The organism is Micromonospora sp. NPDC005686, assembly GCF_042871665.1.
Taxonomy (GTDB): domain Bacteria; phylum Actinomycetota; class Actinomycetes; order Mycobacteriales; family Micromonosporaceae; genus Micromonospora.
In genome coordinates, this window is sequence record NZ_JBIAIY010000004.1 from 331816 (window position 1) to 343855 (window position 12040).

Annotated in this window: 12 protein-coding genes; 5 read left to right on the top strand and 7 right to left on the bottom strand. The window is 72.5% G+C overall.

The annotated features are described in order from the left end of the window. Window positions 1–2: 2 nt before the first annotated feature. Window positions 3–1310, bottom strand: a complete 1308-nt coding sequence (locus ACFYON_RS12035; protein WP_354868482.1) for an extracellular solute-binding protein — start codon at window positions 1308–1310, stop codon at window positions 3–5. Between the two features lie 177 nt (window positions 1311–1487). Beyond that, on the bottom strand, window positions 1488–2243 hold the full coding sequence (locus ACFYON_RS12040; protein ID WP_354868480.1) for a maleylpyruvate isomerase family mycothiol-dependent enzyme: 756 nt from the start codon (window positions 2241–2243) through the stop codon (window positions 1488–1490). A gap of 70 nt (window positions 2244–2313) precedes the next feature. Here ACFYON_RS12040 and ACFYON_RS12045 point away from each other — a divergent pair, with 70 nt between their 5' ends. Further along, window positions 2314–3405, top strand: coding sequence for a UDP-N-acetylmuramate dehydrogenase (locus tag ACFYON_RS12045; RefSeq protein ID WP_354868478.1), 1092 nt, complete (start codon window positions 2314–2316; stop codon window positions 3403–3405). Between the two features lie 93 nt (window positions 3406–3498). Here the strand turns inward: ACFYON_RS12045 and ACFYON_RS12050 are convergent, their stop codons facing one another. Both ACFYON_RS12050 and ACFYON_RS12055 read right to left on the bottom strand, forming a co-directional pair. Then, window positions 3499–4281, bottom strand: coding sequence for a class I SAM-dependent methyltransferase (locus tag ACFYON_RS12050; protein WP_354868475.1), 783 nt, complete (start codon window positions 4279–4281; stop codon window positions 3499–3501). Between the two features lie 56 nt (window positions 4282–4337). Then, complete coding sequence (locus ACFYON_RS12055; protein WP_354868473.1) at window positions 4338–5102, bottom strand: SDR family oxidoreductase; 765 nt, start codon at window positions 5100–5102, stop codon at window positions 4338–4340. Window positions 5103–5273: 171 nt separating this feature from the next. On the opposite strand from ACFYON_RS12055, the gene mshA reads away from it, so the two are divergent. The 3 genes from mshA (at window position 5274) to ACFYON_RS12070 (ending at window position 8303) form a co-directional block, all read left to right on the top strand. Continuing rightward, a complete protein-coding gene (mshA, locus tag ACFYON_RS12060) occupies window positions 5274–6635 on the top strand; it encodes a D-inositol-3-phosphate glycosyltransferase (RefSeq protein WP_355015054.1) in 1362 nt (453 codons plus the stop codon). Between the two features lie 49 nt (window positions 6636–6684). After that, entirely contained in the window at window positions 6685–7218 is a 534-nt protein-coding gene (locus ACFYON_RS12065) for a YbjN domain-containing protein (RefSeq protein ID WP_354868468.1), read from the top strand. Between the two features lie 188 nt (window positions 7219–7406). Then, a complete protein-coding gene (locus ACFYON_RS12070) occupies window positions 7407–8303 on the top strand; it encodes a hypothetical protein (protein ID WP_355015053.1) in 897 nt (298 codons plus the stop codon). A gap of 381 nt (window positions 8304–8684) precedes the next feature. Here the strand turns inward: ACFYON_RS12070 and ACFYON_RS12075 are convergent, their stop codons facing one another. Both ACFYON_RS12075 and ACFYON_RS12080 read right to left on the bottom strand, forming a co-directional pair. After that, window positions 8685–8852, bottom strand: a complete 168-nt coding sequence (locus ACFYON_RS12075) for a hypothetical protein (RefSeq protein ID WP_355015052.1) — start codon at window positions 8850–8852, stop codon at window positions 8685–8687. A gap of 97 nt (window positions 8853–8949) precedes the next feature. Next, window positions 8950–10272: an MFS transporter gene (locus ACFYON_RS12080; RefSeq protein WP_355015051.1), complete on the bottom strand. Its 1323-nt coding sequence runs from the start codon at window positions 10270–10272 to the stop codon at window positions 8950–8952. A 149-nt stretch (window positions 10273–10421) separates the two neighbouring features. On the opposite strand from ACFYON_RS12080, the gene ACFYON_RS12085 reads away from it, so the two are divergent. After that, window positions 10422–11189: a phosphoglyceromutase gene (locus ACFYON_RS12085; protein WP_354868460.1), complete on the top strand. Its 768-nt coding sequence runs from the start codon at window positions 10422–10424 to the stop codon at window positions 11187–11189. Window positions 11190–11235: 46 nt separating this feature from the next. Here the strand turns inward: ACFYON_RS12085 and phoU are convergent, their stop codons facing one another. Beyond that, window positions 11236–11880, bottom strand: a complete 645-nt coding sequence (gene phoU / locus ACFYON_RS12090) for a phosphate signaling complex protein PhoU (protein WP_354868458.1) — start codon at window positions 11878–11880, stop codon at window positions 11236–11238. Between the last annotated feature and the right edge of the window lie 160 nt (window positions 11881–12040).

Here is a 12040-nt window from a genome sequence, read left to right on the forward strand (position 1 = left end):
GGTTACTTGGCGGCGGCCTTCTCGGCGTTGGCGACCGCGTCGGTCCAGCCCTGCTCCGGGGAGCGCTTGCCCAGCTCCACGCTGCGGACGGCGTTCTCCACCTCGGTGCGTACGGCCTGGTTCTTCGGTCCCATGTAGACCGGCTTCAGGCTCTTGGCGCCGGTGGCGAAGATCTTGCCGACGGGCGCCTCGGAGAAGTAGGCGTTCTTCGAGTCGACGATCGCCGGGTCCTCCAGCGCCTGCGGCGAAGAGGGCAGGGGACCCTTCGCCTTGAACGCGCCGATCTGACCCTTGGCGCTGGTCAGGAACTTGGCCAGCTCGATCGCCTCGGCCTGGTGCTTGCTCTGCTTCGGCACGGCGAGGAACGAGCCGCCCCAGTTGCCGCCGTTGCCGGGGATCTGGGCGATGTCCCACTTGCCCTTGGCGGCGGCACCCGCGTTGCCCTCGATGACGCCGGTCATCCAGGCCGGGCAGGCGATGGTGGCGAACTTCGACTGCTTGAACGCCGACACCCACTCCTCGGACCAGGAGCCGTACTTGCCGGAGAGCCCGGAGTCGATGATGTCCATCGTGGTGTCGTACGCCTGCTTCACCGCCGGGTTGCCGCCCACGACCAGGTTGTTGCCGGTGTCGTAGTAGCTGTAGCCGCTGCTGTTACCGGCGGTCTGGAGCAGGATGGTGTTGAACGTGTTCGTCGCGGCGTCCAGGAACGCCGCACCCGTCTTCTTCGCGGTGAACTGCTCGCCGACCTTGATGTAGTCCTGCCAGGTGGGCCAGAGCTTGGACACCGCCTCCCGGTCGGTGGGCAGGCCGGCCTTGGCGAACAGGTCCTTGCGATAGCACATGGCCATGCCGCCGACGTCGGTGCCGAGGCCGATGAGCTGCTTGCCGTCGGCGGTGAGCCCCTGGTTCCACTTCCAGTCGAGGAAGTTGCCCTTCAGGTCGGCCGCGCCGTGGTCGAGCAGGTTGACGAAGTTCTGCGGGTTGGCCTTGTACTCGACGAGCAGGCCCTCCTCGATGGCGACCACGTCACCGGCGCCCTTGCCCGCGGCGAGCCACTGGGTGAGCTTCGGCGAGTACTCGTCGAGGTTGCCGCCGGTGCCGCGCTCGACGATCTTCACGCCGGAGTGGCTGGCCATGTACTCCTGGTAGAGATCGGCGTAACCGAACTGGCCGAAGACATCGACGGTGAGCGTTATCGGCCCGTCGGCGGCGGCGTCGTCGTCGCCGCCGCAGGCGGTGGTGCCGAGCAACGCGGTGGCGGCGACCAGGGCCACCGCCGCCAGGCGGCGGCGCGTGAAGGTGAGCATGGCTGTCCTGACCTCTCGGGTCGTCGTATCGGGTGGTGGAGGGCGGTTCCGGAACCAAGAGAGCGCTCTCACGACAGCGTGGGGGAGCCCCGTGGACCTTGTCAAGAGAGCGCTCTCAGCGGTTGTGAAAAAGAAGGAGAGGGGCGGTCGCCGCCCCTCTCCGCCGGGTGCCCCTCGTCAGCCGGCCCGCAGGCCGCCCAGCAGGGCGGGATCACCCGCCACGTCCAGCGCGTCGAAGCTGATCCGGCCCATCAACGCCAGCAGCAGATCGCTCGCCGTGCCGGACACCTGCGCCCGCGCCCGGTGGTCGTCGTGGTCGAGGATCGTCGCGGTGTCCAGCAGCGCGACCCCCTCGCCCCGCAACCGCAGGTACCACTCCTGCGCGGCGTCGGTCGCGCTGAGATGCACCACGCCGTGCCACTGCCCGGGCTGCACGCGCCGTCCCGCCGGCAGCCAGGTGTCCAGCACCTCGCTCACCCCGTCGGCCGCGAGCTTCGCCTCGATCGGATCACCCGCACCGATCGCGAGCTGGGCGTCCCAGCGGTGCACGGCGGTCTCGTGCGCGACCCGGCGCGGCCAGAAGGCCGCCTTCTTCGGCTGGGGCGCGAAGTTCCAGGCCGGCGCCTCCGGATCCGTCGCCTCCAGCAGCGCGCTGACCCGCTCGTACTCCCGCGTGTACCACTGCGCCGCGGTCAGGCCCGCGGGCGGCTCCGGGTCGTGCCGCTCCGGGCGGGTCGTCCCGCCGGCGGTCAGCACGGTGCCCACCCACAGGTAAGCGCGGGTCAGGTGATGAGCGAGGTCGGTGACCGTCCAGCCGGGACAGGACAGCACGGGTGTCTCGGGCGGAGCCTCCGTCACCGCCGTGGCGAAGGCGGGGCCCTCCGCGCGCAGCGCGCCGATCCAGAAGTCCTTCGTGTGGTGCAGTCTGCTCATCGCCATCCTCCCGGGGGTGACCGGGCCACCAGTGGGTGCTCCGGCTACCCCTCAGCCTAGGGTGAAAGGCGTGTCAGACGTCTACGCCGAACCGGCGACTGCCGGCGACCCGACCGATCCGGCCACCCTGGCGCGCTACACCACGCTCCGGCTCGGCGGCCCCGCCGGGCGGCTTGAGGTCGCCGGGGATGCCGCCCAGATCGTACTGAAGGTGCAGGAAGCGGAAGCCCGTGAACAGGCGGTGCTGGTCCTGGCGGGCGGCAGCAACGTCGTGATCGGCGATCAGGGCTTCCCCGGCACCGTCGTGCTCGTCCGCTCCCGGGGGTTCCAGACCGTCGCCGAGGACGGCGACACCGTCACGGTACGTGTGCAAGCCGGCGAGCCGTGGGACGACCTCGTCGCCGCCACCGTCGAACGCGGCTGGTCCGGGCTGGAGTGCCTCTCCGGCATCCCCGGGTCGGCCGGCGCCACCCCGATCCAGAACGTCGGCGCCTACGGCCAGGAGGTCGCCGAGACGATCGTCGCCGTCGAGGCGTACGACCGCACTCGCCGCGAGGTGGTGCGGATCGCCGCGGCGGACTGCGGGTTCGCCTATCGGGGCAGCATCTTCAAGTACAGCGACCGCTGGGTGGTGCTCACCGTCGACTTCCGGCTCACCCGGTCCCCGCTCTCCGGCCCGGTCCGCTACGCCGAACTGGCCCGGGCGCTCGGCGTCGAGGTGGGCGACCGGGTGCCGCTCGCCGACGCCCGGGCCACCGTGCGCGAGCTGCGCGCCGGCAAGGGCATGGTGCTCGACCCGGCCGACCCGGACACCTGGTCGGTGGGCTCGTTCTTCACCAACCCGGTGCTGCCGCTTGAGGCGTTCGAGCAGGTACGGGAACGTGCCGCCGACCTGGGGCAGCCGCCGCACTGGCCGGGCGCCGACGGCACGGTGAAGCTCAGCGCGGCGTGGCTGATCGACAAGGCCGGGTTCGGCAAGGGGTACGCGGGCCCGGAGGGCGTCGCCATCTCCAGCAAGCACACGCTGGCGCTCACCAACCGCTCCGGCACCGCAAGCACTGCCGCGCTGGTGGCGCTGGCCCGGGAAATCCGCGACGGCGTGCAGTCCCGCTTCGGCGTGCCCCTGCACCCCGAACCAGTCCTCATAAACTGCACAATCTGACCCGCTCACCCACCACCCCGGCGATCTTGCGCTTTCGGCCCTCGGCGCGGATGATTCGCCCGCTTTGCCGGGGCAGCAAGTGCAAGATCAACGTCAGCGGGGGGATACGGCGGGCCAGGGGAGGGTCAGGTAGCCGTGACGCCAGGTGCGGGGGGTGTCCTGGATCGGCCAGCCCGCCTCCTTCACCGCCGCGGCCGTACGCAGCCAGCGCTGGCGAGGGCCGAACGGGGCGTAACCGGCGGCCGAGCGCCAGGCGTGTTCCAGCGCCTCGATCAGGTCGTGGATGCGTTCACCCGGCACGTTGCGGTGGATCAGCGCCTTGGGCAGCCGCTCGGCGAGCGTCGCCGGGCTCTCCAGCGTGGCCGGTTTCGCCGACAGGGTGAGCGTGCGCGGGCCGCCGGCGTCCAGCAGCACCCACGAGCCGAGCCGCCCCAGCTCGTCGCAGGTGCCCTCGACCAGCAGCCCGCCTGGCGCGAGCCGCCCGGTGACGGTACGCCAGGCGTCGGCCACCTCGCTCTCGTCGTACTGACGCAGGACGTTGAACGCCCGGACCAGCGCGGGACGCAGTCCGGCCAGCTCGAAGCCGCCCCGGGCGAACGTCAGCCCCGGTGGGTCGGCGGCGGGACGGGCGTCGGCGACGCGTACCGGATCGATCTCCAGGCCGACCACCCGCACGTCGGCGCGGACCCCGGCCGCGAGACGGGCCCGCAACTCGACCGGGGTGACCGGGGTGGCGCCGTAGCCCAGGTCCACCACGAGCGGGTCGGCGGCGGCGCGCAGCGCGTCGCCGCAGGTCTCGACGATCCAGTTGTCCACCCGCCGGAGCCGGTTGGGGTTGGTGGTGCCCCGGGTGGCCACGCCGAGCGGACGCTCCATCAGTGCCTCCGGGTCAGCGACTGCGGGGCTCGCAAGACCGGCTCACTCCTCGCGCTTCACGACGTCCGGTGCACCTTGTGCTGCGCGGCCTGAGCCAGCGGGCGGACCACGAGCCGGTCGATGTTGACGTGGTGGGGGCGGGTCGCGCACCAGGCGACGCAGTCGGCCACGTCGTCGGCCACGAGCGGCTCGGCGACTCCGGCGTACACCGCCTCGGCCCGGTCGGCGTCGCCGCCGAAGCGGACCAGGCCGAACTCCTCGGTCTTCACCATGCCGGGGTCGATCTCGACCACCCGGACCGGCCGGCCGCACAGTTCCAGCCGGAGCGTGCCGGCGATCGCGGTCTGCGCGTGCTTGGCGGCCGTGTAGCCGCCGCCGCCCTCGTAGACCACGTGCCCGGCGGTGGAGCTGACGATGACGACCGTGCCGGTGCCGGAGCGCTCCAGCGCCGGGAGCAGCGCCTTGGTGACGCGCAGCGTGCCGAGCACGTTCACGTCGTACATCCATTGCCAGTCGTCCACGTCGGCGGACTCGACCGGGTCCAGGCCGCGCGCGCCGCCGGCGTTGTTCACCAGCAGCGTGACCGGCCCGGGCGCGGCCTCGGCGGCGGCGGCCAGGCCGGCCACCGACTCGTCCGAGGTCACGTCGCAGGCCACCGCTGTAGCCGCGCCGCCGGCCGCCTCGATCTCGGCGACCAGCGCGGCCAGCCGGTCGGTACGCCGGGCGGCGGCCAGCACATGGAAACCCTCGGCGGCGAGCCGGCGGGCGGTGGCCGCGCCGATGCCGCTGGACGCCCCGGTGACGATGGCGACTGAAGTCATCCGGTCATTGTCTCCCGTCGCCGGGCCGGGCCGGGGGATGAGGTCCGTCACGCCCGGGACCCGGCGGAAAGCATTTCCGTACCCCGATGGGGAAGATGACATCCGGCACACGGGTTGACCGAGAAGCGCCGGTCGTGCGGGACGGCATCAACCGTGACAGAGGGAGCGGACGTGGCGGATTTGCACACCGGTGTCGGTCGTCAGCGAGGTGCCCTTCCGTGGCCGCGGCCCCGCCGTATCGCCACCCTGTCGGTGCACACGTCGCCGCTGCACCAGCCCGGCACGGGCGACGCGGGCGGCATGAACGTCTACATCCTGGAGGTGGCCCGGCGGCTGGCCGAGGCCGACGTCGAGGTGGAGATCTTCACCCGGGCCACCGCCGGTGACCTGCCCCCGGTGGTCGAGGTGGTGCCCGGCGTGTCCGTCCGGCACGTCACCGCCGGGCCGCTGGAAGGGCTGACCAAGGAGGAGCTGCCGGGTCAGCTCTGCGCCTTCACCGCCGGGGTGCTGCGGGCCGAGGCCGCCCGCCCGCCGGGCCACTACGACCTGATCCACTCGCACTACTGGCTCTCCGGGCAGGTCGGCTGGCTGGCCAAGGAGCGCTGGGGCGTACCGCTGGTGCACACCGCGCACACCCTGGCCAAGGTCAAGAACGCCCGCCTCGCCGCCGGGGACCGTCCCGAGCCGAAGGCGCGGGTGATCGGCGAGGAACAGGTGGTCACCGAGGCGGACCGGCTGGTCGCCAACACCCGGGTGGAGGCGCGCGACCTGCTCGACCGGTACGCGGCCGCCCCGGACCGGGTGGCGGTCGTGGAGCCCGGCGTCGACCTGGACCGGTTCCGCCCCGCGACCGGCGACCGGGACGCCGCGACCCGGGCCGCGCGCCGCCGGCTCGGCCTGCCGACCGACGGGTACGTGGTCGCGTTCGTCGGCCGGATCCAGCCACTCAAGGCGCCGGACGTGCTGGTCCGCGCCGCCGCCGCGTTGCGCGAGCGGGACCCGGCGCTGGCCGACGAGCTGACCGTGGTGATCTGCGGCGGGCCGAGCGGCAGCGGCCTGGACCGGCCCACCGCCCTGATCGAACTGGCGCACGCGCTCGGCATCGCCGACCGGGTGCGTTTCCTCCCGCCGCAGACCGGCGCGGACCTGCCCGCCCTCTACCGTGCCGCCGACCTGGTCGCGGTGCCGTCGCACAACGAATCGTTCGGGCTGGTCGCGCTGGAGGCCCAGGCGTGCGGCACGCCGGTGCTGGCCGCCGCCGTGGGCGGCCTGGTCACCGCGGTGCGCGACGGCGTCAGCGGCGTGCTCATCGACGGGCACGACCCGGTCGACTGGGCCCGGGCGCTGGCCCGCCTGCTGCCCGATTCGGTACGCCGTGCCGCGCTGGGCCGGGGCGCCGAACGGCACGCCCGGGACTTCTCCTGGCAGCGCACCGCCTCCGGCCTGCTCGCGGTCTACGGGGAGGCGATCACCGAGCACCGGGCCCGGCTGGCGCGGCGGTGCGGCGACCCGGCCCTGCTGTGCTCCTGGTGACCCGCCGGCCACCGGGCGGCCCCGGTCCGCCGGTCGTAGAGTGGGTGCGATGAGTCGCAGGAGTGAGGTCGCCGCGCTGATCGAGTCCGTCTGCGCGGAGCGTGAGCTGGAGTGGGAGTCCACGGGCGAGGCGTCGTACGCGGTGACGCTGCCCGGCACGCACAAGCTCAAGACGATCTGCAACCTGATCGTGGGTGAGCACGCGCTGCGGGTCGAGGCGTTCGTGATGCGCCAGCCCGACGAGCGCCGCGAGGAGCTGTGGGCCTGGCTGCTCCAGCGCAACGCCCGCATGTACGGCGTCTCGTTCTCCATCGACTCGGTCGGCGACGTCTACCTGACCGGGCGGGTCAACCTGGCCGGGGTCGACGCCGACGAGCTGGACCGGCTGCTCGGTTCCGTGCTGACGTACGCCGACGAGTCGTTCGACAGCATGCTGGAGATCGGCTTCGGCACCGCCATCCGCCGGGAGTGGGAGTGGCGGGTCAAGCGCGGCGAGTCGACGGCGAACCTGGCCGCGTTCGCGCACCTCTTCGAGCCCTCCGCGACTGCCGGTTCGTCCGCCGGAGGTTCGGAGCCCTCCTGACGGGTATGCCGCCCCGCGCGGTGCGGAGCACTGGGACCCACCGCGGGCCGAGGACGGACTGTCGAGGAGCGTGTCCCATGGCTCAGCGCAACAGCTCAGGTCGCGGCACGACTGCGACCCGGACCAAGCGGCAAACCGGCAATCAGACGCCGAACACCCCGAGGGTGTCGGAGTCGGCGATCTCCCGGATGAAGGTCGACGACCTCCGCAGCCAGCTCAAGCGGCGCGGGGTCTCCGGGATCTCCGCGCTGCGGAAGCCGGAACTGGTGAAGACCCTGGCGCGGACCATGCGCGGGGAGGGCGGCGCCTCCCGGCGGAGCACCGGCCCGGCCGGCCGGCCGTCGGCGACCCGCAAGAGCACCGCCGCCAAGAAGACCACTGCGGCGAAGCGGACCACGTCGGCCCGCCGGGGCGCCACGTCGCCGGCCAAGGCCGCGCCGGCCGCACGCGCCACGGGTGCCAGGGCCAAGGCGTCAGGTACGCGCAAGGCGGCACCCGCCCGGGCCAAGGCGACCCCGGCACGGGCCAAGGCGACCTCGTCGCGGGCGACGACGTCCCGCGCGAAGGCTGCCCCGTCCCGCGCGAAGGCGGCACCCGGCCGCGCCACTGCCGCATCCTCCCGTGCGAAGGCCGCGCCCGCTCGGGCGAAGGCGGCTCCGTCGCGGGCGAAGGCGGCTCCGGCTCGGAAGGCGTCGTCCGCCCGGGCGCAGGCAGCGCCGACCCGTGGCCCGGCGTCCAGCCGGTCGATCGGATCGTCGCAGCTCATCACGTCGCTCGCGGACCGGCCGGAGCGTCCGGGCCGGAGCCTGGTCACCCGCAACCACGAGGTGATCCAGCGCTGGGCGCGGGCGCGGGGCGCGAAGCCCGCCACCATCCCCGGTACCGAGCGCGAGGGCCGGCCCGGGGTGCTCACGTTCAACATCCCCGGTTACCGGGAGAGCAGCCGGATCCGCGAGATCAGCTGGGACGACTGGTTCCGCACGTTCGACCTGCGGCGGCTGAACCTGATCTATCAGGAGCAGATGCGGGACGGCCGGCAGAGCAACTTCTTCCGGACCGAGAACCCGAATCGCGAGGACGGCTGAGGTTTACGGGAATGGCGGACGGGAACGCCGTGTTTGCCACTCCAGGGACGACAACAGGGTCAGGCGGGTTTCCGACAGGGCGCTGTGACGGGCAAGACAGCGATCTGGGTTGAATCCGGAATCCGGGCGAACTAACTTTATTGCACCGCGTCACGCTTGTTTCCGTTCGGGGGAGCGGTGGATCGATCAGGTCCGCGCAGGCGAGATGCGAAGATCGGGTGGAGCACACCGTTGGGGGACGGTGCCACCCGTGGAACCGGCGGCGCGAGCGGGCGACGCTTACGGGGGTGAGTGTCGCCCGCCGCCGCCGGGCGTACGGTAGGAGCGCCCATCTCGACGGAGGTCGGGGTGGGCGCTCTGCCGTTGTCTCCCCGAGCCCGTTCAGTCGGTGACGCCGACCGGCTCCGCAGCCGCCGCCCGTAGCGCGGCGACACGCCGTTCCCGGCCCGGCCCGGCGAGCAGGTGCCCGGCGGCGGCCAGCAGGCCCAGCGCGCCCACCACCCGCCAGTGCCGCTCGCCGAGGTGTTCCAGGCTGTGTCGTCCCACCACCGCCGCAGGCCGGGCACACGTTCCTCCAGGAACGTTTCCTTACGGTTCCTTCCCGTACCGTATCCATCCGCCTCGGGGCGGTCGCGTCGGGGCGTACTCAGGAACCGGCGCGGACCGGCTCGGCGGGTCCGGTCGCCGCGGCCTCGGCCGCCTCGGGCGCCGGGGCGGTGACGCTGACCGGCGCGACCGGCGTGCCCACGGCGCGCAGCGCTACCGCGCGGCGTTCCCGGGCCGGGCCGGAGACGAGGTGGGCGACCGCCGCCACGACGCCGATGCCGGCGCAGCCGAGCCAGAGCGCGCTGTTGCCGGCGTTCTCGCGGACCAGGCCGCCGAGGATCGGCGCGGCGGCGCCGGCGAGCTGCCAGGACAGCGAGAAGACGCCCTGGTAGCGGCCGCGCAGCGCGGCCGGGGACAGTTCCGCGATCAGGGTGGCGTTCGACGGCGAGTTGAGCATCTCGCCGACGGTCCAGATCAGCACGGTCAGGCCGTAGAGCCAGACCGTGTCGGCGAACGCGGTGAGCCCGAACCCGGCACCCATCACGAGCGCCGCGAGCGCCAGCACGTGCGAGCGGCTGCGGCCCTTGATGAGCCGGGGTACGAACAACTGGCCGAACACGATGAGCACGCCGTTGAGCGCGATCACCGAGCCGTACGTGGCCGGGCTGAGCCCGGAGTCGCCCATCGCGATCGGCAGCATCGAGATGTGCTGGAGGAAGACGAGCGCGGCGAGCAGGTTGAGCGCGACGAAGCCGAGGAACACCCGGTCGGCGAGGATGGTGCGCAGCGCGCCGGCCGGCGCGTTCATCCCCTTGGTCGGGAGCACGGTGACCGGCCCGCGGGTCTCGCCGACCTTGGCGAAGATGATCAGCGCTGTCACCAGCGTGGTGGTTGCGTTGACCAGGAACAACAGCAGATAGCTGCCCTGGGCGGTGAAGCCGGCGAGCACCGCGGCGCAGGCGAATCCGAGGTTGATGGCCCAGTAGTTCAGCGAGAAGGCGCGCAGCCGGTCCTTGTCCGGCACCACGTCGACCATCATCGCGCCGAACGCCGGGCGGGCCGCCTCGGCGAACGTGCCGAGCAGCAGCGCGCCCACCGCCACCGCCCACAGCGGGCGGGCGAAGCCCAGCGTGACCATCATGCCGGCCGCGCCGACGTGCGCGGTGAGCAGTGTGGGCCGCCGGCCCCAGCGGTCGGTCAGGGTGCCGCCGACTGTGGTGCCGACCGCGCCACCGGCACCCCAGAGGCCGATCACCAGGCCGGCCTGGGAGGCGGAGAAGCCGCGTTCCTGGGTCAGGTAGATGGCCAGGAAGATCAGCACGAACGAGCCGAGGCGGTTGATCAGCGAGCCGGCCCAGAGGTACCAGAACGTCCGTGGCAGGCCACCCGCCGTGTCCTGGAACCAGCCCCGTACCGTCCGCATCCCGACGCCCCCGATTGGTAATGACCGACCTCTGTAAGATGCCTTACAACCTAGTGCTGGGCCGGAGGTGAGGTCACCGGGTTTCCACGTGGTGGTCGTCACCACAGGTCGCCGCGTGCCCCTCGCCCGAGTACGGCAGGATGATCGGCATGACTGCGAGCGAGGGGCCCACCGTCGGGACGCTGGTCCTGCTGCGGCACGGCGAGAGCGACTGGAACGCCAAGAACCTCTTCACCGGCTGGGTCGATGTCGACCTGACCGCCAAGGGGGAGACCGAGGCGCGGCGCGGCGGCGAGCTGCTGCGCGAGCACGACCTGCTGCCGGACGTGGTGCACACGAGCCTGCTGCGCCGGGCGATCCGCACCGCCGAGCTGGCGCTGAACGCCGCCGACCGGCACTGGATCGCGGTGCGCCGGTCGTGGCGGCTCAACGAGCGTCACTACGGCGCCCTGCAGGGCAAGAACAAGAAGCAGACCCTCGACGAGTACGGCGAGGAGCAGTTCATGCTCTGGCGCCGGTCGTACGACACGCCGCCGCCGCCGATCGACGACGCGGACGAGTGGTCGCAGGTCGGCGACCCCCGGTACGCGCTGCTGCCGACCGAGGTGATGCCGCGCACCGAGTGCCTGAAGGACGTCGTCGACCGGATGCTGCCCTACTGGTACGACTCGATCGTGCCGGACATCCTGGCCGGCCGGACCGTGCTGGTGGCCGCGCACGGCAACTCGCTGCGGGCGCTGGTCAAGCACCTCGACCAGATCTCCGACGAGGCGATCGCCAAGCTGAACATCCCCACCGGCATCCCGCTGCGCTACGACCTGGACGCCGACCTGCGTCCGCACGTGCTCGGCGGGACGTACCTGGACCCGGCGGCGGCCAAGGACGCCGCCGCCGCTGTGGCCAACCAGGGCCGCTGAGACGGCGCGGGCGGGGCCTCCTCAGAGGCGGCCCCGCCCGCGGTGCTCAGGCGGATGTGGAACCGGTGATCAGGTAGACCACGTGCTCGCCCGCGTTCACCGCGTGGTCGGCGAAGCGCTCGTAGAAGCGCCCCAGCAACGTCGCGTCGATCGCCGTCTCCACCCCGTACGGCCAGTCGTCGCCGAGCAGCACGCCGAACAGGCTCTTGTGCAGGTCGTCCATCGCGTCGTCGTCACGGTCCAGCTCGGCGGCCACGTCGGCGTCCGGCTTGGCCAGCACCGAGCCGATCTTCTCGGCCATCCGGTCGGCGATCCCGGCCATGTCGGTGAAGACCGGCCGCAGCTCCGCCGGCACCGCCGGGGAGGGGTGCCGGCGCAGCGCCGTCTTCGCCACGTGGTCGGCCAGGTCGCCCATCCGTTCGAGATCGGCGGCCACGTGCAGCGCGGTGATCATCGCCCGCAGGTCGGAGGCCACCGGCGCCTGCCGGGCCAGCAGGTCACAGACCCGCTCCTCCACGTGCCGGTAGAGGTCGTCGATCTCGGCGTCCCGCGCGATCACCGTCTCGGCGGCCGTCCGATCGGCGGTGAGCAGCCCCTTCGTGGCCTGGCGCATGGCCGCGCGTACCGCCTCGGCCATGTCCACCAGCAACTGGCTGACAATCTGCAGGTCGGCCCGGAACTCGTCGCGCATCGTCACTTCCTGGGGTCGGTGCCGCGACCCCGAGGGTACGGCAGAAGCATGTGCGCGCCCCACGCTAGGCCGAACGGCCGGCACCAGGGTGAACACGGATGAACGACGCGGGGCCCGCAGGTGAACTTTGCCGAAAGCGAGAGTGGTTCGTCCCTTTGTG